Annotated in this window: 22 protein-coding genes; 12 read left to right on the forward strand and 10 right to left on the reverse strand. The window is 72.1% G+C overall.

The genetic code is table 11. The features are described from left to right. The first annotated feature begins 2 nt into the window (after positions 1 to 2). Genes KIS93_RS47705 through KIS93_RS47715 form a run of 3 tightly spaced genes read left to right on the forward strand, consistent with a single transcriptional unit; the run spans position 3 to position 3,255 of the window. The gene (locus tag KIS93_RS47705; protein ID WP_080041901.1) at positions 3 to 1,370 is read left to right on the forward strand and encodes an APC family permease; all 1,368 of its coding nucleotides are present in this window, start codon (positions 3 to 5) and stop codon (positions 1,368 to 1,370) included. After that, positions 1,367 to 2,374 (forward strand): acetamidase/formamidase family protein, encoded by a 1,008-nt coding sequence (locus KIS93_RS47710; RefSeq protein ID WP_080041902.1) that lies wholly within the window; start codon positions 1,367 to 1,369, stop codon positions 2,372 to 2,374. Before KIS93_RS47705 ends, KIS93_RS47710 begins: the two co-directional genes overlap by 4 nt. 56 nt (positions 2,375 to 2,430) lie before the next feature. Next, entirely contained in the window at positions 2,431 to 3,255 is an 825-nt protein-coding gene (locus KIS93_RS47715) for a trypsin-like serine peptidase (RefSeq protein WP_080041903.1), read from the forward strand. A gap of 13 nt (positions 3,256 to 3,268) precedes the next feature. Here KIS93_RS47715 and KIS93_RS47720 read toward each other — a convergent pair whose 3' ends face one another. From KIS93_RS47720 to KIS93_RS47730, 3 genes are read right to left on the reverse strand one after another with little or no spacing between them, the layout of a single operon-like run. Then, entirely contained in the window at positions 3,269 to 4,159 is an 891-nt protein-coding gene (locus tag KIS93_RS47720) for a Gfo/Idh/MocA family protein (protein WP_080041904.1), read from the reverse strand. Continuing rightward, the gene (locus KIS93_RS47725; RefSeq protein WP_080041905.1) at positions 4,156 to 5,067 is read right to left on the reverse strand and encodes an NAD-dependent epimerase/dehydratase family protein; all 912 of its coding nucleotides are present in this window, start codon (positions 5,065 to 5,067) and stop codon (positions 4,156 to 4,158) included. Before KIS93_RS47725 ends, KIS93_RS47720 begins: the two co-directional genes overlap by 4 nt. A gap of 2 nt (positions 5,068 to 5,069) precedes the next feature. Then, on the reverse strand, positions 5,070 to 5,423 hold the full coding sequence (locus KIS93_RS47730; protein ID WP_080041906.1) for a YrdB family protein: 354 nt from the start codon (positions 5,421 to 5,423) through the stop codon (positions 5,070 to 5,072). Positions 5,424 to 5,539: 116 nt separating this feature from the next. Between KIS93_RS47730 and KIS93_RS47735 the strand changes: the two genes are divergently transcribed. The 3 genes from KIS93_RS47735 to KIS93_RS47745 are packed head-to-tail and all read left to right on the forward strand — an operon-like array spanning position 5,540 to position 7,470. Continuing rightward, entirely contained in the window at positions 5,540 to 6,232 is a 693-nt protein-coding gene (locus tag KIS93_RS47735) for a TetR/AcrR family transcriptional regulator (RefSeq protein WP_080041907.1), read from the forward strand. Between the two features lie 24 nt (positions 6,233 to 6,256). Beyond that, positions 6,257 to 6,583: a PadR family transcriptional regulator gene (locus KIS93_RS47740; protein WP_080041908.1), complete on the forward strand. Its 327-nt coding sequence runs from the start codon at positions 6,257 to 6,259 to the stop codon at positions 6,581 to 6,583. Beyond that, entirely contained in the window at positions 6,580 to 7,470 is an 891-nt protein-coding gene (locus KIS93_RS47745; protein ID WP_155128368.1) for a hypothetical protein, read from the forward strand. Before KIS93_RS47740 ends, KIS93_RS47745 begins: the two co-directional genes overlap by 4 nt. Positions 7,471 to 7,490: 20 nt before the next feature. Here the strand turns inward: KIS93_RS47745 and KIS93_RS47750 are convergent, their stop codons facing one another. The 5 genes from KIS93_RS47750 to KIS93_RS47770 all read right to left on the reverse strand — a co-directional run bounded on the left by KIS93_RS47750 (position 7,491) and on the right by KIS93_RS47770 (position 12,659). Then, positions 7,491 to 8,090, reverse strand: coding sequence for a TetR/AcrR family transcriptional regulator (locus tag KIS93_RS47750; RefSeq protein WP_080047126.1), 600 nt, complete (start codon positions 8,088 to 8,090; stop codon positions 7,491 to 7,493). A gap of 10 nt (positions 8,091 to 8,100) precedes the next feature. Further along, positions 8,101 to 9,711, reverse strand: coding sequence for a PEP-utilizing enzyme (locus tag KIS93_RS47755; RefSeq protein ID WP_186404848.1), 1,611 nt, complete (start codon positions 9,709 to 9,711; stop codon positions 8,101 to 8,103). Further along, entirely contained in the window at positions 9,627 to 10,454 is an 828-nt protein-coding gene (locus tag KIS93_RS68510) for a PEP/pyruvate-binding domain-containing protein (protein WP_186404849.1), read from the reverse strand. Before KIS93_RS68510 ends, KIS93_RS47755 begins: the two co-directional genes overlap by 85 nt. Next, positions 10,451 to 11,827, reverse strand: a complete 1,377-nt coding sequence (locus KIS93_RS47765; RefSeq protein WP_230465491.1) for an MFS transporter — start codon at positions 11,825 to 11,827, stop codon at positions 10,451 to 10,453. Before KIS93_RS47765 ends, KIS93_RS68510 begins: the two co-directional genes overlap by 4 nt. A 73-nt stretch (positions 11,828 to 11,900) precedes the next feature. Continuing rightward, a complete protein-coding gene (locus KIS93_RS47770; RefSeq protein WP_155128370.1) occupies positions 11,901 to 12,659 on the reverse strand; it encodes an AraC family transcriptional regulator in 759 nt (252 codons plus the stop codon). Between the two features lie 56 nt (positions 12,660 to 12,715). Between KIS93_RS47770 and KIS93_RS47775 the strand changes: the two genes are divergently transcribed. Then, positions 12,716 to 13,288 carry a class I SAM-dependent methyltransferase gene (locus tag KIS93_RS47775; protein ID WP_080041912.1) on the forward strand — a complete coding sequence of 191 codons (573 nt, stop codon included), beginning with the start codon at positions 12,716 to 12,718 and terminating at the stop codon, positions 13,286 to 13,288. A 110-nt stretch (positions 13,289 to 13,398) separates the two neighbouring features. On the opposite strand, the gene leuA is transcribed toward KIS93_RS47775, so the two are convergent. Beyond that, complete coding sequence (leuA, locus tag KIS93_RS47780; protein WP_080041913.1) at positions 13,399 to 15,105, reverse strand: 2-isopropylmalate synthase; 1,707 nt, start codon at positions 15,103 to 15,105, stop codon at positions 13,399 to 13,401. Positions 15,106 to 15,308: 203 nt separating this feature from the next. After that, on the reverse strand, positions 15,309 to 16,055 hold the full coding sequence (ddaH, locus tag KIS93_RS47785) for a dimethylargininase (protein ID WP_155128372.1): 747 nt from the start codon (positions 16,053 to 16,055) through the stop codon (positions 15,309 to 15,311). A 38-nt stretch (positions 16,056 to 16,093) separates the two neighbouring features. Between ddaH and KIS93_RS47790 the strand changes: the two genes are divergently transcribed. The 5 genes from KIS93_RS47790 to KIS93_RS47810 all read left to right on the forward strand — a co-directional run bounded on the left by KIS93_RS47790 (position 16,094) and on the right by KIS93_RS47810 (position 21,836). Beyond that, positions 16,094 to 16,339, forward strand: a complete 246-nt coding sequence (locus tag KIS93_RS47790) for a DUF2630 family protein (protein ID WP_080041915.1) — start codon at positions 16,094 to 16,096, stop codon at positions 16,337 to 16,339. An 88-nt stretch (positions 16,340 to 16,427) separates the two neighbouring features. After that, positions 16,428 to 16,862: a GNAT family N-acetyltransferase gene (locus KIS93_RS47795; protein ID WP_186404850.1), complete on the forward strand. Its 435-nt coding sequence runs from the start codon at positions 16,428 to 16,430 to the stop codon at positions 16,860 to 16,862. Further along, positions 16,847 to 17,440: a hypothetical protein gene (locus KIS93_RS47800; protein ID WP_186404851.1), complete on the forward strand. Its 594-nt coding sequence runs from the start codon at positions 16,847 to 16,849 to the stop codon at positions 17,438 to 17,440. Before KIS93_RS47795 ends, KIS93_RS47800 begins: the two co-directional genes overlap by 16 nt. An 11-nt stretch (positions 17,441 to 17,451) precedes the next feature. After that, positions 17,452 to 20,328, forward strand: coding sequence for a glycoside hydrolase family 6 protein (locus KIS93_RS47805; protein WP_080041917.1), 2,877 nt, complete (start codon positions 17,452 to 17,454; stop codon positions 20,326 to 20,328). Positions 20,329 to 20,525: 197 nt separating this feature from the next. Continuing rightward, positions 20,526 to 21,836 carry an MFS transporter gene (locus KIS93_RS47810; RefSeq protein WP_222107912.1) on the forward strand — a complete coding sequence of 437 codons (1,311 nt, stop codon included), beginning with the start codon at positions 20,526 to 20,528 and terminating at the stop codon, positions 21,834 to 21,836. Position 21,837: the final 1 nt, after the last annotated feature.

The following is a 21,837-nucleotide window of genomic DNA, read 5'->3' on the forward strand; positions in this document are numbered from 1 at the left end:
ACATGAGCAGCGTCGAGCAGTTCGGCTACCGCCAGGAGCTTCAGCGCTCCCTCGGTTTCGCCGATCTGATGATCTATGGCTTGATCTTCATGGTGCCGATCGCCCCGTTCGGGATCTTCGGCAACGTGTTCGCCGTCTCCCACGGGATGGTCGCGCTGGCCTACCTCATCGGGCTGGTCGCGATGGCGTTCACGGCGCTGTCGTACGCGCAGATGGCCCGCGCGTTCCCGATGGCCGGGTCCGTCTACACCTACGCGGGCCGCGGCATCGCCGCCCCGGTCGGCTTCATCGCCGGCTGGGCGATCCTGCTGGACTACGTGCTGGTGCCCTCGCTGCTGTATCTGGTGGCCAGCACGGCCATGAGCTCGTTCGTCCCGGTGATCCCCGTCTGGGCCTGGCTGGTGATCTTCGTCCTGCTCAACACCGTCGTCAACTACCTGGGCATCCAGATGACGGCCAGGATCACCCGCATCATGCTGGTCGCCGAGCTGGCCGTGCTGGCGATCTTCCTCGTGGTCGGCGGGATCGCCCTCGCCCAGGGCAAGGCGCAGACCGGCGCGCTCACCCCGCTCTTCGAGCCCTCCTCCTTCACCTGGAGCGTGGTGCTCGCCGCGGCGTCGGTGGCGGTGCTGTCGTTCCTCGGCTTCGACGGCATCTCCACCCTCGCCGAGGAGAACCGCGAGGACGCCCGGCGCCTCGGCCGCTCCATGGTCGCCGCGCTCGGTGTCGCGGCCGTGCTGTTCGTGGTGCAGACGTGGGTGGCGGCGCTGCTCGCCCCCAACCGGGCCAAGCTCATCGAGGCAGGCGACGCCGCGGGCAGCGCCTTCTACGACACCGCCGCGTTCGCCGGCGGCCAGTGGCTCTCGGTGCTCACCGCCGTCGCCACCGCCATCGCCTGGGGCTTCGCCAACTCGCTGGTCGCGCAGGCCGCCACCTCCCGCCTGCTGTTCGCGATGGCCCGCGACCGGCAACTGCCGCGCTTCCTCGCCGTCGTGGACCCCAAGCACCGGGTGCCGGTCAACGCCACCTTCGCCGTCGCCGGCATCTCGCTGGTCCTCGGCATCTACATGAGCACCAGGACGAACGGCATCGGCGAGCTGGCCTCGCTGGTCAACTTCGGCGCCATGTTCGCCTTCCTGCTGCTGCACATCGCCGTGGTCGTGCACTACCTGATCAGGCAGCGCAGCCGCAACTTCTGGGCGCACCTGATCGCACCCGTGATCGGCTTCATCGTCCTGGTGGCCGTCGTGATCAACCAGAACGTCGCGGCCCAGTGGGTCGGCGGCATCTGGCTGGCCATCGGCCTGCTCGTCCTCGCCGGCTCCTACCTGCTGGGCCGCCGTCCCATCCTTCCCACGGAGGTCAAATGAACGTCGTCTCCTACCGTCCCAAGCCGGAGGAGCTGAGCTACACCTTCGGCGGCCGGCCGGCCCTCGGCAAGGTGCGTCCCGGCACGATCCTGGAGCTCTACACCGAGGACTGCTTCGGCGGCCGGGTCCAGACGGTGGACGACCTGCCGTCCCAGGTCTGTGAGTTCCCGTATCTGAACCCGGTGACGGGGCCCTTCCACGTCGAGGGCGCCGAGCCCGGCGACACGCTGGCGCTGCACTTCATCTCGATCACCCCGGCCAGGGACTGGGCGGTGTCCACGACGTTCCCGCACTTCGGGGCGCTGACCGGGACGCACACCACGGCGATGCTGCAGCCGCCGCTGGAGGAGCGGGTCTGGCGGTACGACATCGACCTCGACAAGAACGTCGCCGTCTACCACGCCCGCAACAGCGACTTCAGTGTCGCGCTGCCGCTCGACCCCATGCACGGCACGGTCGGCGTGGCCCCCGGCGCCAACGAGGCCCGCATGACGATCACGCCCGACGCGCACGGCGGCAACATGGACACCCCCGAGCTGCGCGCGGGCGTCACCGTGTACCTGGGTGTCAACGTCGAGGGCGGGATGTTCTCGATCGGCGACGGGCACGGGCTGCAGGGGCACGGCGAGGTGTGCGGCACGGCGGTGGAGTCGGCCATGAACACCGTGGTCGCCGTCGAGCTGATCAAGGGTGTCGCCACGCCGTGGCCGCGCCTGGAGGACGACCTGCACCTGATGTCCACCGGGTCGGCCAGGCCGCTGGAGGACGCGTACCGGATCAGCCAGCACGACCTGGTGACGTGGACGTCCGAGCTGACCGGCCTCGACACGCTCGACGCCTACCAGCTCGTCAGCCAGGCCGGCCAGGCGCCGGTCGGGAACGTGTGCGACACCAACTACACGATGGTCGCCAAGCTGCCGAAGGCGTATCTCGGCGGGGCGGCGGACGTCTACGAGTCGGCGCACGCCCGGCTGCGCGCGCTCGGTTCCCAGTACACAAGTTAGGTAAACCCCCATGTCGCAGGTCAGGATGCTGATCATCTTCGGCCTACAGTGACAGGGTGCTCAGGTTGGCCCTGTCTCTCGTCCTGCTCGATCCAGCCGCCGTTGCCGAGGTGTCGCAACGCAACGTCCCCGTTCCGCACGTGCTCACCCCTGACGGCGACCGCCTGGGCTACGCGCCGGTCCCGCGCCCCTACACGGGGGCGCGGCGGCTGACCGGGGTGCTGCTCGGCCGCGATCCGGTCGCGAAGACGGACGTGTTGTGCGGGGGCACGGTGATCGGCTCGCGCAGCCGCAGTCTCGTGCTGACGGCGGCGCACTGCCTCTACCACGACGGGCGGCTGCTCGAGCACCTGGCGTTCCTGCCCGGTTTCGACCGGGGCCGGCCGCCGATGGGGGTCTGGCCGGTCGTCCGTACGTGGGTGCCGGCCAAGTGGCGCACCCGGCCGTACTCGCCGGAGCTGCTGCCGTACGACGTGGGGCTGGTGGGTGTCGCCAGCGGCAAGCGCCCGCTGGAGTCGGTCACCGGGCGGGGGCTGCCGCCGATGGCCACGACCAGGGGCACGGAGCTGCGCGGACTCGAGCTGCTCGGCTATCCGGCGGGGCGGGGGTATCCGGGCACGAAGATGTACCGGTGCGTGGGTGACGCGACCGAAGGGGTGTCCGAGGGGCCGGGGCTGATGATCACGCGCAACTGCCACGCCGCCGCGGGCGGCAGCGGCGGCCCCGCCTTGTACGGCGGGGCGGTGGCGGGCGTCGTGTCGTCGTCCAGCCCGCTGAGCGACGCGAAGGGTTACACGGTGCTGACCCGGCTGGGGGGCAGGCCGTTCCAGCGCATGTTCACCAGGGCCGACCGGGAGATGCGGCTCAAGCCGGCCGGCTGAGCCCCTCAGGTCTTCAGCCGCCCGCCTGGGCGACGATCTCCTCGCAGAGGGCGTGCGAGGCCAGCGCGTCGGTGGCGTCGAGGCGGCGCCCGTCGCGCACGGCGGACAGGAACTCCAGGCAGATCTGCTCGATCCCGCGCTGCCTGGCCACCGGCACCCAGTCGGGCCTCCGCGTCAGGGTCTCGCCGCCCTGGTGGGCGATGACGTCCCCGAGGTTGACCACCCGCCGCTTGGCGCCGTCGCCCATGGCGGCGCAGCTCTCCTCGGAGGCGCCGCTCATCCGGTTCATGACGCCGAGGGCGGTGAACCCGTCGCCGGACAGCTCCAGCACGATGTGCTCGACGAGGCCGTCGCGGACGCGGGTCCTGATCGTGGTGCCGGTGGCCGGCCCGGGCAGCAGGAACCGCAGCGTGTCGGCGACGTGGATGAAGTCCTCGAAGATGGCGCGGCGCGGCACGTCGGGCAGGTTGTGGCGGTGCTTCTCCATGAGGACGAGGTGCCGGGGGTGGGCGGCCAGCTCGGCGTAGCCGGGGGCGTAGCGGCGGTTGAAGCCCACCATGAGGGACCGGTCTTCAGCCTCGGCCAGCCGGACGAGCCGCTCGCACGCGTCCAGCGAGAAGGCGAGCGGCTTGTCGACGTAGACGTGGATGCCGGCGCTGAGCAGCGCCTCGACGATCTCGGGGTGGGCGTCGGTGGCCGCGTGCACGAACGCCGCGCGCACCCCCGCCTTGATCACGTCGTCCACGCTGGTGGAGCGGGCGGCGATGCGGTAGGTGTCGCCGAGCCGATGCAGCCGGGCCTCGTTGCGGGTGCACAGGTGCAGGTCGAGGGCCGGCTGGGCGGCGAGCACGGGCAGGTACGCCTTCTCCGCGATGTCGCCGAGGCCGATCATGGCAATCTTCATCCGTCGAGCGTAGCCTTCAGCGCCGCGTCGACCGGGGTAGGCGCGGCACCGAACGTGCGCTGGAAGGCGGAGGAGTCGAGCACGAACGGCGCGGTGAACTGGTAGCGGACGTGCCGCAGCTCGCCGAGCATGGGCGAGAACAGCCCGGCCGCCCGCACCAGCGGCCACGGCAGCACCCGCAGCCGGGGCTCGGGGCTGCCGGACATGGCGGCCATGCGCGCCGCCATCTGGCGGAAGGTCAGCGGCTCGGCGGTGGGCACGTGCCACGGCCTGCCCCAGGCCCGCTCGTCCGCACCCGCGGTGATCATGGTGTCGGCGACGTCCGGCAGGTACGTCCAGCTGTGCGGGACGTCCGCGGGCCAGGGCGAGACGATCGGCTTGCCCGCCTTGAGCGGCACGATGAAGCGGTGACCGAGGTAGGACTGGTCGCTGGCGCCGGGGCCGTAGTAGTCGGAGCCGCGGATCTCGGTGGCTCTGATCCGGCCGGCCTCGTGCGCGGCCAGCGCGTTGGCCCACATCTGGGCGCGGACCCGGAACTTGGGGTTCGGGGAGGAGAGCGGCAGGTCCTCGGTCATGGGGGCGGTGACGGGCCCGTACGGGTAGAGGTTGCCGAGCATGACGTAGACGGCGCCGCTCGCCTCGGCGGCGGCCAGGAACGAGGCGGCCATCGGCGGCCAGTCGGTGAGCCAGCGGTGGTACTTCGGGTTCACGCAGTTGTAGAGGACGTCGGCGCCTCGGGCGACGTCGGTCAGCCTGGCCCGGTCGGCGACGTCCGCGGCGACCTTGGTCGCGCCGTCCGGGCCGCTGCCGGAGCGGGTGACGACGACGACCTCGTGCCCGTGGGCGATGAGCTTGGCGGCCAGGTGCGCGCCGACCTGGCCGGCACCGACGACGACGTGCTTGCCCATGATCAGACCTCGTTCCAGAAGATGCGGAGAACCGCATTGAGGATAAAGAGTGCGGCGAAGATGATCGCCGGGGTGATCACCCCTGCGGCGTAGAGGGCGAGGGCGCCGCCGCCGAACCAGACGATCTCCAGGGCGGCGCGGGCCAGGCCGGTGAGCGGGAAGGTGGCGTTCGCGCCGCCGCCCGCCCCGAACAGCGCCCACGCCGCGATGAACAGCGCGGGACCGCCGAGCCCGGCCAGCAGCTTGATGCCCCAGTTGGGGCTGACGGTGAAGCCCCAGTAGGCGACGGAGGCCAGCACCCCGAGCTCCAGCAGGAACATGAGGAGCATGTTGGCGTTCTTGGCGAGGGCGAGCATCGGGGGCCTCCGGGTGAGGGGTGTTCCGCTTACGAGAGCAATGCTCTCTCAAAAGAGCGCCGATCGTCAAGAGCAGTGCTCTCGTTTCTTGTCACCGCTCTGGTAATCTGCTGCGCATGACAGCCAGCCGCACCGCCAGAGAACGTGTCAGGGCCGAGCTCACCCGAGAGATCACCGACATCGCCCGCCGGCAGCTCGCCACCGAGGGGGCCGGCGGCCTGTCACTGCGGGCCGTGGCCAGGGAGATGGGCATGGTCTCCTCGGCCATCTACCGCTACTTCCCGAGCCGCGACGACCTGCTCACCACGCTGATCATCGACGGCTACAACGCGCTCGGCGCGGCCGTCGAGCGCGCCGAGGCCGCCGTCCCCCGCGACGACCACCTCGGGCGCTGGCTGGCCGCCTGCCGGGGCGTGCGCGAGTGGGGAGTGGCCCATCCCCACGAGTACGCGCTGATCTACGGCTCCCCCGTCCCCGGCTACCAGGCGCCCCAGGAGACGATCGAGGCCCGCCTGCGCGACGTCGTCGTGCTGGGGCGCCTCATGACCGACGCCTGGCAGGCGGGCGCGGTCCGCACCCCCGAGGAGGAGGCGCCGCCGCAGCTCGAACCGGACATCGCCGGCTTCCGCGAGCTCATGCCCGGCGTGCCCGACCCCGTGATCTGGCGCGCGCTCTCGGCCTGGACGAGTCTGTACGGCTGGGTGAACTTTGAGGTGTTCGGCCAGTTCAACAACACCCTCCACGACCGGGGCGGCGCCTTCGAGCACAGCATGCGGATCGCGGCGGGCACGATCGGGCTTGCTCAGTAAGACTTACTAAGTTTTACTGAATACATGGCTCGTAAGTCTCAGGAGCTCGGCCGCTTCACGGATGTGGCGCTGCTCGTGCTCATCAGCCTCGCCGAGGGGCAGAAACACGGATACCGCATGATCAGCGACATCGAGGAGTTCTCCGGCACGTCGCTGGAGCCCGGCACGCTCTACGGGGCGCTGATGCGGCTGGAGGAGCGCGGCTGGATCGAGCCGGTCGCCTCCGCCGAGCGGCGCAAGCCGTACCGGATCACCGACGGCGGGCGTGCCGCGCTGCGCGAGCAGCTCGCCACGCTGCGCCGGGTGGAGCAGACCGGGGCCCGGCGCAGCCTCGCATGGGGGCCGGCATGATGCGGGCCGTGGCGGGGGCCGTGCTGCGCCTCTACCCGAAGGCGTGGCGGGAGCGCTACGGCGAGGAGGTCGCCGACCTGGTCGCCGCGCGCCCCGTGCGGGCGCGCACCGTGGCCGACCTGGCGATGGGGGCGGCCGACGCGTGGCTGCACCGCCGCCGCATCCCCGGCGCCCGGCCGCTGCGCCTGCCGCTGTGGGCGATCCTCGTCGCCGGCTCCTACGCGCTGTGGCTGCTGTGGGACCCGGCCGTGAGCGAGCCGGCCAGGCTCTCGTTCGCGTCGGCCCACGCCTCCGAGGCCGGCTGGCTGTTCAGGACGGCCACCTCCTGCTTCACCATGGCCGCCGCCATGGCGCTGCTGTCGCCGTGGCAGCTCGGCCTCGCCGTGCGCGCCGCCGGGAAGCGCGCCCCCTACGGGGCGGCGGCCCGCACGACGGGGCGGCGGGTGCTGCTGACGGCGCTCGCCGTGGCCGTCCCGGCCGGGTTCGTCCTGGCCGCCTACCTCGGCTACGTGTTCGACGCCGTGCATCCCGTCACGGCGCTCGGCGGCGCCATGGTGGGCGGCTTCTTCGTCCCGACGCTCATGACGCTGGTCCTGCCGGTGCCGCTGACCGCGTCCGGCTCGCCCGTGCTGGCGGGCGGCGCGCGGGCGGCCGGCAAGTCGCTGGCGGTGGCCGCGATGCTGAACGGGATCGCGTGGCTGGCCGTGGCGGGGCTGATGGCGTTCGGGCTGCGGCACTCCTCACCGTGGTTCGTCACGGCGGTGGCGGCCGGGGCGGTGCTCAGCACCGGGCTGGCGGCGCTGGTGGCGTGGGCCGTGCTCAGGAGCGCCCCGCACGACCCAGCGGCCCTGCCCGACCCCGCCCCTCTCGGCCCGATCCGCCTCTGAGCCCTGACCAGCGCGGGTGGTCAGGCGGTCGCGCGGGGTTTGAGCAGAGGGACGAGTACCTCGTCCACGATCTCGACCACCAGCCGCTCCGGGATCGGCGGCCCCTCGAACAGGAAGTGGTGGCGCAGCAGCGCGTGCCCGGAGTCGAGGCGGCGCGGGGTGACGTCCGCCGGATCCACCTCGCCCCGCTCCACCGCCCGCCGCACGACCTCCTCCATCAGCTTCCTGGCCGTGCCCTGCGAGTTGCGCCGCATGGTGCTCAGCGGCGACTCGCCCCGCAACGCCTCGCCGAGCAGCCCGCGCATCGCCTCACCGGCCGGGCCCGACAGGGCCTGCGCCGTACGGGTGAGCATGGCGACCAGGTCGCCGCGCAGGCTGCCGGTGTCGGGCGAGCTCTCCGGGGTGGGCAACGACTGGTAGACCGCCTCCATCACCAGCTCGATGCGGGTGGGCCAGCGCCGGTAGAGCGACGCCTTGCTGGCCTTGGCGCGCTCGGCGACCCGCTCCATGGTCAGCCCGGCGTAACCGACCTCGGCCAGCTCGTCGAGCGTGGCCTGGTAGATCGCGGCGGAGAGCGCCTCGCCCCGGCGTCGTGGCAGCTTGCGGTGGTCGGTGACCATGGCATGCATTCTAGGAAGCGCCGGTGACCGTGCCGGTATCGCCGTGGACGGTGACGAGCTGCCCGTCCTTCAGGACGGAGGTGCCCGTCCCGGTGCCCATGACGGCCGGGATGCCGTACTCCCTGGCCACGATCGCGGCGTGCGAGGCGGCGCCGCCGGTGTCCACGACCACGGCCGCCGCGTGCTGGAACAGCGGCGTCCACGACGGGTTCGTGTACGGGCAGACGAGCACGTCGCCGGTGGCGAGCCGGCCGAACTCGGCGGGCTTGGTGATCACCTTCACCGGCCCGGTCGCGGTGCCGCCGCCCGCCGGGGTGCCGGTGAGCAGCGCGTCGCCGGTGACGGACGGCGGGAAGATCGCGGCCGGGTCGATGAGCCGCACGCCGGACAGCTCCTCCCGCTTGAGCGCCCGCCTGGCGACGAGCTCCCGCAGCCGCTCGGCGTGCGCCCCGCTCAGTGCGGCCACGTCGTGGATCTCCTCCAGCTCCTCCATCCGCAGGTGGAAGACGTCCTCGGGCGTCGTCAGGACGCCGGCGGCACGCAGGCGGCGGCCCAGCTCCAGCAGCGCCCGGCGCAGGACGGGCTGCGGCATCGTGAAGGAGAAGTGGCTGTCCTCCCTGAACGCGACACCGGCCCGCGCCGCCTCCACCCACCGCGTGACGAGCGCGCGACGGCCCTCCGACCGCAGCCAGGGGTGGGCGAGCAGCCGCTCCAGCGCGTCCCCGCGCGCGGGTCGTTCCTGCTCCGGCGTGCTCCCGGACAGCACCTTCACCAGCCCCAGCACCACCTCGGGGGCATCGCCCCAGGTGGGCGGCGTGACGAGGATCGGGCTGGCGGTCTCCCGATGCCCGTACTCGTCGAGGAACGCCGCCAGCGCCCGCGCGAACTCGGCGGGCGGCGGGTCCGACTCCAGCGCCCCCGTGCGTTTCGCCACCGCGGCCAGCCGCTCCAGGGCCTCGTTGGTGTCCGTGGTCCTGGTGCGCGCCCCGTGCAGCAGGTCGGCGAACAGCTCGCGCCGCCCCAGCAGCCGTACCGCCACCAGGAGCCGCAGCAGCGCCAGCCCGGTGCCGGGCAGGTAGTCCACCCGCAGGTCGGCCACGGGTGCCACCAGGGCGAGCGCCTGCCGGGGCACGCGCAGCAGCTCGCCCCACGGCAGCGCGCCCAGGTCGCGGGAGCGCAGCTCCTCGACCTTCGCCAGGTAGTCGCGGAAGCGCCGGTCCCGCGTCCACTTCGCCGGGTCGTACCGCATCGCCTTGGCCAGCACCAGGAACGGCGCGATGAGCACCTTCGGGGCCGGCTTCGGCGACGGCGGCACGAGCCGGTAGACGACGCCGTCCTCCTCCTGCAAGAAGCCGTCGAACGCGCGCCGCACGCCGAAGCTGCCCAGGACGTTGCGCATCAGCCCCGCCGGGCCGTAGGGGACCCAGGTGGACATGTCGATCGGGTAGGGCCGCTCGGGCAGGTACTCCATCAGGACCGTGGCCAGGCGGCGCCGGAGCGGGTTGAGCCGGCCCACCGGAGGCGGCGGCAGCGCGGTCATGGGGCGGGCCTGGAGCAGGTGGAGCCGCCCGCCCGCGTACGCCCACTCGATGTCCTGCGGCCGCCCGAAGTGCGCGGCCACCTTCCGCCCAGCCGCCCCAGCTCCGCCACCACCGCATCCGGCAACCGCCCGGCCCGCTCCCCGGCCCCGCTCTCATGAATGACGCCGCCGCCGGGAGCGCTGCGGACGACCACCTCCCGGCGCCCGGGGGTGAAGGTGAGGTGGCCGTGCGCGTCCAGCACGTAGTGGTCCGGGGTGACGAGGCCCGAGACGACGGCCTCGCCGAGCCCGCTGCTCGCGTCGATGACGAGCTGGGTGCGGTCGCCGGTGACGGGGTTCGCGGTGAACAGGACGCCCGCGACCTCCGCCTCCACCATGCGCTGCACGACCACCGCGATCCGCACGTCGGCGTCCTCGATGCCCAGCCTGGCCCGGTAGGCGACGGCGCGCTCGGTCCAGAGGGAGTCCCAGCAGCGGCGGACGGCGTCGAGCAGGGCGGGCTCGCCGGTGACGTTGAGGTAGGTGTCCTGCTGGCCGGCGAAGGCGGCGCCCGGCAGGTCCTCGGCGGTGGCGCTCGACCGCACCGCGACGGGCCCGCCGCCGAGCCCGGCGTAGGCGTCGGTGATGGCCTGCCGCAGGTCGGCGGGCAGCTCGGCGCGCACGCCGCGCCCTTGGGCGCCCAGCTCGTACGCGTGCGTGGTGACGACGAACCCGTCAGGCACCGGGAAGCCGCTCCTGACCAGCTCCCCCAGGTTGGCGCCCTTGCCTCCGGCCACCGCCAGGTCGGCGCGCCCGAAGGCGCTCAGCGGTGCGACGAGCTTCACTGGTTCTCCTCGATGTAGGCGGTGGTGCGCAGCGGGCGCGCCGGCAGCGCCAGTGCCAGCAGGAACGCCACGAGCAGCAGCGGCGCCATGGCCGCGAAGATCGGCGGCGCGGCGGCGGCGAACGCGTCGCGCACGCTGTCCGGCAGCTGCGCGGGCGAGGTGCTGGAGATGCCCGACCGCAGCGTGATCAGGGCGCCCACCAGCGCCACCCCGGCCGACGCGCCGATCTGCCGCAGGAACGTCACCGACGAGGTGGCGGTGCCGAGGTCGGCGTACGCCACGGCGTTCTGCGTGGCCAGCACCATGACCTGCATGACCAGCCCGATGCCGAGCCCGGTCAGCAGCAGCGCGGCGACGAGCACGGCCGGCGCGGCCCCGGCCAGCCCCAGCAGCCCGAGCCCGGCCGCCGCGAGGGCGGTGCCCACGATGGGATACGGCTTGTACGTCCCCGTCCTGCTGATGAGCCGGCCGGAGACGACGGTGGTGAGCAGCACGCCGCCCATGAGCGCGGTGACCAGCAGCCCGGCCCGGGTGGCGCTGGTGTGCAGGGCGATCTGCGCGTACGCGGGCAGGTAGGTGACGGTCCCGAACAGCGCGAACCCGATGAGCAGGCTGATCGTCACGGGCACCGCGAACGCCCGGTCCCTGAACAGCCGCAGCGGCAGGATCGGGTCCCGCGCGTACCGGGCGCTGACCAGCCACGCCACGACGCCCGCGGCGGCCAGGACGAGGTAGGCCGGGTTGCCGCTCTCCCCCACCATGACCACCCCGACCACGGCGACGCCGAGCGTGACGGCCCCGGCCACGTCGAGCGGCGCCTTCGTACGGGGCCGCGGCAGCTTGAGCGCGACCGTCAGCAGCACGAGCGCCAGCAGCCCCAGCGGCGGGTAGATGGCGAAGATCCACCGCCAGCCGGCCCGGTCGACGAAGAACCCGCCGACCAGCGGCCCGCCGACGGCGGCCACGATGTACGCGGCCCCGAACAGGCCGAGGTAGCGCCCGCGGTCACGGGGGCTGACGAGCTCCCCGATGATGGCCTGCGACCCGATGACGAGCCCGCCGCCGCCCAGCCCCTGGATGGCGCGGAAGGCGATGAACTGCGGCATCGTCGTGGCCATCGCGCACAGCACGGCCCCGGCCACGAAGATCACGACGGCGGCCTGCATGACGGGTTTGCGGCCGTACCGGTCGCCGAGCTTGCCGTAGACGGGCATGACGACGGTGGCGGCGGCGAGGTAGGCGGTGACGACGGCGGGCATCTGGTCGAGCCCGCCGAGCGCTCCGGCGACGGCGGGCAGCGCGGGCGCCATGATCGTCTGATCGAGGGCGCCGAGCAGCATGGCCAGCACCAATCCGGACAGCACGAGAACCACGGCATCACCAGCCTTAGTGAACGGACCGTTCTCTAAGGAGCATAGGATTCACCGCAGAGAAACGCAACGTTCACTAAACGCGGGAGGTCCGGAAGTACGCGCCGGGAGTGACGCCCGTCTCGCGCCGGAAGGCCGCCACGAACGCGCTGACCCTCTCGTAACCGACGGCTCGCGACACCCGGCTCAGCGGCTGGCCCTCGGCCAGCGCGGGCAGCGCCGCGTTGAGGCGCACCAGCGTGCGCCACCGCCCGAACGGCATCCCCGAGCCGGCCAGGAACAGCCGGGCCAGCGTCCGGCCGGAGGCGCCGACCCGGCGGCCCCACGCGTCGAGCGACAGCGCGCAGCCCGGGTCGGCGAGGAGCGCCCGCGCGACCTCGCGGGCGCGCGGATCCGCCGGCATCGGGGCGTCGAGCGTCGTCACCTCCACCGGCCGCAGCAGGTCCAGGAGCATCGCCTCACCGCGTGCCCGGCGGCCGGCGTCGAGATCCGGGTCGTCCAGGTAGCGGATGAGTTCCGCCAGCAGCCGGGTGACCTCGACCGGCCGCGGCTCCGCCCACCCGCCGGGCACCGCCTCCGGCAGCTCGGCCAGGTAGAGCGAGGTCATCGTGGTGCGGCTCAGGGACAGGACCGCGTGCGGCGTCCCCGCCGGGATCCACAACGCCCGCGTGGGCGGCAGCACCCAGGTCCGCGCGTCCGCCTCGACCGTGAGCGTGCCGCTGGACGCCCACGCGAGCTGGTGCACCGCGTGCGTGTGCCGGGCGAACCGCGTCTTCGGCGCCATCGGGAACGTCCCGATGAGGACCAGCGCGGCGCCGTGTCCTGTTCTCGACATCACGTGGAAGCCTACGGCCTGTCGGACATCCCCGCCCGGTCCCTAACGTTGCCGGCATGAACGACAAACACGCGCAACTGTGCGCCAGCCCCGAGTGGGCGACGTTCCTCCAGGACAACGTGCTGCCGCAGGCCATCGGGCGCGCGGCGCTGGGCAAGGAACTGATCGAGATCGGCCCCGGGCCCGGCGCGGCCACCGAGTGGCTGCACACCAAGGTGGAGCGGCTGGTGGCCGTCGAGGTCGAGGCCGAGGCGGCGGCGCGCCTGGCCGAGCGCTTCGCCGGGACGAACGTCGAGGTCCACCACGGCAACGGCACCGCGCTGGAGTTCGCGGACGAGAGCTTCGACTCGGCGGCGTCGTTCACGATGCTGCACCACGTGCCGACGGCGGCGCTGCAGAACCGGCTCCTCGCGGAGATCCTGCGGGTGCTGCGGCCGGGCGGCGTGCTCGTCGGCGCCGACAGCCTGCCGAGCCACGCGCTGCACGAGTTCCACGAGAACGACGTCTACAACCCGGTGGAGCCGTCCGCGTTCCTGGTGCGCCTGCAGACGCTGGGATACGTCGACATCACGCTCAGCGTCGGCGACGGCCTGACGTTCAGCGCGCACAAGTCCGCCGTCCGTCCCTGAGGCGGCCCGCTCACCGAGACAGGCGGGCCCGAGGCAGCCCGCTCACCGAGACAGGCGGGCCTGAGGCGGCCCGCTCACCGAGACAGGCGGGCCACCTCAGGAACACCGGCTCAGCGCGAGGCGCGGTTGACCGCGGAGATGATGGCCTTCAGCGAGGCCGTCGTGGTGTTGGCGTCGATGCCCACACCCCACAGCACCTTCCCGTTGACCTCGCACTCCAGGTAGGAGGCCGCCTTGGCGTCGGTGCCGGCGCTCATCGCGTGCTCCACGTAGTCGAGCACCCGCACCTGCATGCCGACGCCCGCGATCGCGTCGATGAACGCCGAGATCGGGCCGTTGCCCTTGCCCTCGATCTCGCGGATCTCGCCGTCGAGCCGCACGTCGGCGCTGATGAGATCCTTGTCGTCGACCGTGGACTCGTGCCGGTGCGCCATCAGGCTCAGGCGGCCCCAGCGGTTGGCCGGGTTGGGCAGGTACTCGTCGCGGAAGATCTCGAACATCGCGGCCGGGCTGATCTCGCCGCCCTCGCTGTCGGTGCGCGCCTGCACGACCTTCGAGAACTCGATCTGCAGCCGGCGCGGCAGGTCGAGCTGGTGGTCGGCCTTCATGATGTACGCCACGCCGCCCTTGCCGGACTGGCTGTTGACCCGGATGACCGCCTCGTAGGTGCGGCCGATGTCCTTCGGGTCGATCGGCAGGTACGGGACCGCCCACGTGAACTCGTCGACCGGCACTCCGGCCGCGGCGGCGTCGCGCTCCAGGTGCTCGAAGCCCTTCTTGATGGCGTCCTGGTGGGAGCCGGAGAAGGCGGTGTAGACCAGCTCGCCGCCCCACGGGTGGCGCGGGTGCACGGGCAGCTGGTTGCAGTATTCGGTGACGCGGCGGATCTCGTCGATGTCGCTGAAGTCGATCTCGGGGTCGACGCCCTGGGAGAACAGGTTCATGCCCAGGGTGACCAGGCAGACGTTGCCGGTGCGCTCGCCGTTGCCGAACAGGCAGCCCTCGATGCGGTCGGCGCCGGCCATGTAGCCCAGCTCGGCGGCGGCCACGGCGCTGCCGCGGTCGTTGTGCGGGTGCAGCGACAGGACGATCGAGTCGCGGTGCTTGAGGTTGCGGTGCATCCACTCGATCTGGTCGGCGTAGATGTTGGGGGTGGCCATCTCGACCGTGGCCGGCAGGTTGATGATCACCTTGCGGTCGGGGGTGGGCTGCCACACCTCGTTGACCGCGTCGCACACCTCGACCGCGTACTCCAGCTCGGTGCCGGTGAACGACTCCGGCGAGTACTGGAAGTAGACGTCCACGTCACTGGCGTCGGCGAGCTTCTTGACCAGCTTGGCGCCCTCGACCGCGATGGCGGTGATGCCGTCCTTGTCCTGGCCGAAGACGACGCGGCGCTGCAGGGTGGAGGTCGAGTTGTACAGGTGGACGATCGCCTGCTTGGCCCCCGCCAGAGACTCGAAGGTGCGCTCGATCAGCTCGGGACGGGCCTGCGTCAGCACCTGGATGACGACGTCGTCGGGGACGCGGCCCTCTTCGATGATCTGCCGGATGAAGTCGAAGTCGGTCTGCGAGGCGGCCGGGAAGCCTACCTCGATCTCCTTGTAGCCCATGCGTACCAGCAGCTCGAACATCTGGAGCTTGCGGTGCGAGTCCATCGGGTCGATCAGGGCCTGGTTGCCGTCACGCAGGTCCACCGCGCACCACCGGGGCGCCTTGGTGATCACCTTGTCGGGCCAGGTGCGGTCGGTCAGCCGGATCGGCTCGAACGGCTGATAGCGATGGATCGGCATGCGACTGGGCTGCTGAGCGGTCATGGTGGATGCTCCTCGTCGGTCTCCGGAAAGAAAGCGGCCGACGCGCATGACTCGCTCCGCGGCGAGGGAGCCGGCCTAGAGGCCCCCGCCGCGGCAGCTAAGAAGGAGCCCGCGCAGCATGCCATGCACGCTACCAGACGTCTCGGGATGCACCGCCCACGATCTCAGATTCCGAGACCGGCTCCTTGATCATGAGCACGCCGTCAATCAGCCACCAGGACGCTCAAGCAGGTCACACAACCTTCAAGCTTCTCGTACTCCGAAATATCCACCTTCGTCACGAAAAATCCGCGCTTTTCAAGCATGACGGCGGTCTGCGGCGCCGACGCGGACATCAGCACCCGATCCTCCCCCAGCACCACCACATGCGCCCCCGCCTCCTCCTCCGGCACCAGCATCCCGGGCAGGTCCACGCAGGCCGGATCCCCGATGAGCGTCCCGTCGGGCAGCGCCGTCACCGCCGACTTCAGGTGCAGCACGCCCCGCAGCTCCACGGCCACGATCCGCCGCTCCGGCAGCAGGGCGGTGAGCTGCGCGATGGCCTCGTCGCTGGTGCGGGCCGACCTGCCCACGTACACGGTGGGGCCGACCTGCAGCACGTCGCCGCCGTCGAGCGTGCCGGGCGGCGCGATCCGTACGCACTTCATGCCCAGCTCGTGCACGACCCGCGCGACCGACTCCACCTCCGGCCGCCGCTCCGGCGCCCCCGGCCTGGTCAGCACCGCCAGCCGCCCCGACACCACCATCGTGTCCTCCACGAACGGCGCGTCCGGCAGGTCGTCGGCGCGCGGCACGTACACCGGCCGCCAGCCCGCCCCGGCCAGCGCCTCGACGTACGCGTCGTGCTGGGCGGCGGCCCGCTCGTGGTCCACCGGCCTCCGCTCGATATGTGTGACGATTCCCTCGGAGATGCTCGGACCAGGCTTTCTTACCAGCGCCATACCACCCATAGGGCGTGTTCTATCACGCGGTGATTAGAGTCTTGGGCATGCGGGACGACGAGATTCTCACCAGGATCAGCGCGCTGGTCACCGAGGAGCACGAGCTGCGCGACAGGCTGTCCGCCGGCGAGGTGACCTCCGACCAGGAGCACGCGCGCATCAAGGAGCTGGAGACGGCCCTCGACCAGTGCTGGGACCTGCTCAGGCAGCGCCGGGCCAGGCGCGGCGCGGGCGAGGACCCCGACGGCGCCACCGCCCGCCCGGCCGGCGAGGTGGAGAACTACCGCCAGTAGCACCACCGGCGGTGGAACGACGGAGGAGCGTCGTCGGCGGCGGTAAAACGGCTGGCCGCGGCCGGTGGCGGTGCGCTTGGCTAGAGGCATGCGGATCCAGCCCATCACCATCCCCGACCGGCCTGGCGACCCCTCCGACGACGACCTCGTCGAGGGCCTGCACGCGGCGTACGCGATCGGCTACCACGAGGACGCCGGCCCCGTGATCCCGCTCGCCCGGTTCCGCCGCGACATGGGCGCGCACTCACCCGCCCAGCGGGTCGAAGCGTGCGCCCTCATCGAGGACGGCCAGGTCATCGGCGGCTACTGCCTGGCCTTCCCCCGGCTCGACAACCTCCACACGGCCTGGGTCTTCCCCCTCGTCGTGCACCCCGACCACCGTGGCCGCGGCCTCGGCAGCGCGCTCTTCGAGCACGCCCTCGACCGCGTACGCGCGCACGGCCGTACCCTCCTGCTCACCGAGACCCCGCCACCGGCACCGGCGCCCGCTTCGCCGCCGCGCACGGCATGGACGTGGCCCTGACGGAGGCCCGCCGCACCCTCGACCTGCGCAAGGCCGACTGGCCCGCGCTGGAGCGCATGATCCCCCAGGTCGAGGGCTACACCCTCGAACGCTGGATCGGCCCCACCCCGCCGCACCTGCTGCCCGACCTCGCGACCCTTCTGAACGGCATGAACGACGCCCCCCGCCATGGCGACGTCGAGGAGCAGAACTTCAGCCTCGAACGCCTGCGCGCCCGCGAGGAGAGCATGCCCGACGTGGGCCAGACCTGCTACACCACGATCGCCCGCCGCGACACCGACGGCGCGCCCGCCGCGTACACGCGCCTCTTCCTCGACATCGGCCGCACCGACGGCTGGGCCCAGCAGAGCGACACGGCGGTGCTGCGCGACCACCGCGGCCACCGCCTCGGCCTGCTGCTCAAGCTCACCAACCTGCTCTGGACGCACGAGCACGAGCCCCACGTCGAACGCGTCATCACCTGGAACGCCACCACCAACCGCCACATGCTCGCCATCAACGAAGCCATGGGCTTCGAACTCTTCGACGAATGGAACCAGTGGCGGCTCCCTGTGGAGCCGATGGATCATCCGGGCTAACCTGAGCCTCTATGACCTTGGAGGTCCTGAGAGACGGGGATCCGAGCCAGGTGGGGCCCTACACCCTCCTCGCCCGGCTCGGCGAGGGCGGCATGGGCGTCGTCTACCTGGCCCGCGACCCCGCCGGCACCCGGGTCGCCGTCAAGCTCCTGCACGCCCGCATGGACGCCCACCCCGACTTCCGCCGCCGCTTCGCCCGCGAGGTCGCCGCCGCCAAGCGCGTCGCCCGCTTCTGCACCGCCCCCGTCCTCGACGCCGACGTGGACGGCCGGCTCGCCTACCTGGTCACCGAGTACGTCGAGGGCCCCAGCCTCAAACAGCACGTCACCACATACGGCCCCCTGCGCGGCTCCGCCCTCGACGGCCTCGCCGCCTCCATGGCGATGGCCTTACGCGCCATCCACGGCGCCGGCGTCGTCCACCGCGATCTCAAACCCTCCAACGTCCTCCTCTCCCAGGTCGGCCCCAAGGTCATCGACTTCGGCGTCGCCTGGCTCGCCGACTCCGACCTCAGCAGCACCGTCCTGGGAACCCCCGCCTACATGTCCCCGGAGCAAATCTCCGGCGGCCCGGTCGGCCCGGCGTCGGACATCTTCTCGTGGGGCTGCACTGTCGCCTTCGCCGCCGCCGGCACCCCGCCCTTCGGCTCCGGCACCATCCCCACCCTGCTCCTCCGCATCGTCAACGACCCACCCACGCTGACCGGCCTCCCCGCCCCCCTGCACGACCTGGTCCTCGCCACCCTCCACAAAAACCCCACCGCCCGCCCCACAGCCCAGGCCCTGATGGACCATTTGAGCGTCGGCCCCGCGAGCACCGCGATCGGGACCACGAGCGCGGGCAGGAACCCAAGCGACACAAGCACAGGCGACACAGCGGGCACGCCCGGCACGGACGCAGACGGCACAGCGGGCGCACCCGGCACGGACGCAGGCGGCGAAGCGGGCGCACCCGGCACGGGCCTGAGCAACGGCGAGGGCGCCGGCAACGCAAGCACGACGGGCGCGAGCGCGGCAGGGGCAAGCGACGCGAGCACGGCGGGCGCGGGCGCGCGCATGCCGGGCACGAGCGACGCAACCACGGCGAGCGCAGCCCTACCAGGCGCACGCGACGCGGCGAGGACGCCTGGCGCGAGCCTGAGCGGCGAGGGCGTAGTCAGCAGCCCAGGTGGAAACCTCTGGGGCCCAGGCGGGGCGGGCAGCGCAGGCACGAGCGCCGGTGCGAAGAGCACGGGCCGGGACGACACGGGCGAGAGCGCAGGCAGCCCGGGGCCGGGCAGCGGCGCGCAAGGCGCAGGGACGGGCAGCGGCGCGCAAGGCGCGGTCCCGGGCGGCGCGGGCGAGGGAGGCGATGCGAACGCGCCCTCCGCGAGCGGTCCACGGGGCTCGGGCGGCGGCGGCGCGGACGTGCCCTCCGCGAGCGCCCCTCCCGGCGCCGGTGCGGCGAGAAGTGGCACGGCGGAGCCCGGCGCAACGCGTGCGGCGCCCACTCCACCACACGGCACCAGCCCCGCAGGCGCAGCCGTCAGCAGCGCAGGCCCAAACCCCGGGAGCCCAGGCGGGGCGGGCGTGAGCATGGCGGGCGCGAGTGCGGGCGACGCGGGCGTGGGCGCGGGCATGGCGCGGGCGGGTGGCGGAGGTGCGGGCGACGTGGGTGCGTCCTCCACCACCGCCCCTCCCGGTGCCGGTGCGGCGAGAGGTGGTACGGCGGGGGCGGTGGTCAACCGGCGTAAGGTGCTGACCGCCGCGGCCGCCCTGGTGGTGGCGGTGGCCGGGGTTTCGGTGGCGTTGGCCCTGCGCGGGGACGGGAAGACCACCACGGCCGGCACGTCCACGACCTCACCGACAGCCGCCACGGCCCAACCGACCCCCGAGAACCCCCTGCGGTCAAAGGGCCCGATCACGTTCTACGCCCCCGAGGAGCCGGCCGCCGCCAAGCAGGCGGCCCTGTGGGAGGACGACCGCCCGCGGGATGCCGAGCTGATGCGCAAGCTGGCCCAGGTCCCGCACGCGATCCGCCTGGCCCAGCCGGAGGTCAGGTCGAAGGTGGAGACGACGATCACGGCGGCGGAGCGGGCGGGCGCGGTCCCGGTGTTCCTGGTGAACTACATGCCGGACGCCGAGTGCCGCCCGACCACCACGGACGCGATGCGGACGTACCAGGAGTGGCTGGCCGGCGTGGCCCGCCAGATCGGCTCCGCGAAGGCGGTGGTCATCCTGGAGCCGGGCAGCCTGGTGAAGATGCCGGGCACCGACCAGTGTCCGGGCCTTCAGGGCTCGCCGGAGCAGCGGTACCAGGACCTGCGTCAGGCCGTACAGACGCTGAAGGCGAACCCGCGGACGGCGGTCTATCTGGACGGCAGCCAGGACCACTGGCCGGGTACCGAGATCATGGCCGAGCGCCTGATAAGGGCCGGGGTCGACAGAACGGACGGTTTCTTCCTCAACACGGCCTCCTACCAGAGCACCGCCAACAGCGTCGAGTACGGCAAGGCCCTGTCGGCCTGCATCGCGGTACGCCTGAAGACGGGCGGCACGACCTGCCCGAAGGACGCCACGGTGGACCCGGCGGCCATGCCGCACTTCGTCGTGGACACCAGCCGCAACGGCCAGGGCTCCTGGTCCCCGAAGAGGCACTACGCGGACCCGCAGACGTGGTGCAACCCGCCGGGCCGGGGCGTGGGCGATCGGCCGACGACGGAGACGGGCGAGGAGCTGGTGGACGCGTACCTGTGGATCGCCCGCGCAGGCACGTCGAGCGGAAGGTGCCGGCGCGGTACGGACGGGGAGAAGGACCCGGAGCGCGGCGTGGTGTCGCCGGAGAGCGGCGAGTGGTGGGCGGACCTGGCCCTGGAGCGCGCGAAGAACGCGAACCCGCCGCTCCGCTGAAGCCTGCCCCCAAGCTGGACCTGCCCCTGACCTGAGCCTGCCCCCGAGCTGACTGCCACCCCACTGTTGCGCCGGCGTTAATGCCACGTAAGAAGTCACGTTAAGCGGACGTTAGATATCAGCCCTGCTCCCTTGTCCGGAGCAACCTTCTGGCGTGAGGCTCTGACCAGCGACTACAGCCCCCCAGGAGGTTCTTCGTGAGCAAGGCACGCGTGCCGTGGAAGGCCGTCGTCGGCGGCTCCATCGGCAACATGGTCGAGTGGTACGACTGGTTCGTCTACAGCAGTTTCGCCGTCTACTTCGCGGCCTCGTTCTTCCCTGAGGGCAACGACACGGCGAAGCTGCTGAACACCGCGGCCATCTTCGCGGTCGGCTTCTTCATGCGCCCGCTCGGCGGCTGGCTGCTCGGCCGGTACGCCGACAGGAAGGGCCGCAAGGCGGCGCTCACGCTCACGGTGACGCTCATGTCGGCCAGCGCGCTGCTGATCGCGATCGCGCCTACGTACGAGGCGGTCGGCTACCTCGGCGCGCTGGTGCTGGTGGTGGCGCGCCTGTTGCAGGGCCTGTCGGTGGGCGGCGAGTACGCGGCCAGCGCGACGTACCTGACGGAGGCGACCCCGCGCGGCCGCCGCGGCTTCGCCTCCAGTTTCCAGTACGTCTCGATGACCGCGGGCCAGCTCGTCGGCCTGGGCCTGCAGATCATCCTGCAGAACACGATGTCGAAGGAGGCGCTGAGCTCGTACGGCTGGCGCATCCCGTTCATCGTCGGCGCGGCGGCCGCGGCGGTCGTGTTCTACCTGCGCCGCAACCTGCTGGAGACGGAGGCGTACGACGAGGAGGAGCGCGAGAGCGGCAAGGGCCGCGGCACGATCAGGGCGCTGCTGGGCCACAAGAAGGAGGCGTTGCTGGTCATCGCGCTGACGATGGGCGGCACGGTCGCGTACTACACGTACACGACGTACCTCACCAAGTACCTGTCGAACTCCGCGGGCCTGCCCAAGGAGACCGCCACGCTGGTGAGCTTCTGCGCGTTGTTCATCTTCATGTGCCTGCAGCCGCTGGCGGGCGGCCTGTCGGACCGGATCGGGCGCCGGCCGCTGCTGATCACGTTCGGGATCGGGTCGATGCTGGGGACGGTGCCGCTGATGACGGCGCTGGGCGGGGTCGACGGGTTCGGCGGCGGGCTGGTGCTGTCGCTGATCGGGCTGGTCATCGTGACGGGTTACACGTCGATCAACGCGGTGGTGAAGGCCGAGCTGTTCCCGACGAACGTGCGCGCGCTCGGCGTCGCGCTCCCGTACGCGATCGCGAACGCGCTGTTCGGCGGCACCGCCGAGTACGTGGCGCTGTGGTTCAAGGACAACGGCATCGAGTCCGGTTTCTTCTGGTACGTCTCAGGTTGCGCGGCCATCTCCCTCGTCGTCTACCTGACCATGCGGGAGACGAGGGACGTGGCGCTGTCCCGTACCGAGCAGGTCATGGGGGAATCGGTCGCCACCCGCGTCTAAC

The sequence above is a fragment of the [Actinomadura] parvosata subsp. kistnae genome (genome assembly GCF_900323885.1).
GTDB classification, from domain to species: domain Bacteria; phylum Actinomycetota; class Actinomycetes; order Streptosporangiales; family Streptosporangiaceae; genus Nonomuraea; species Nonomuraea composti.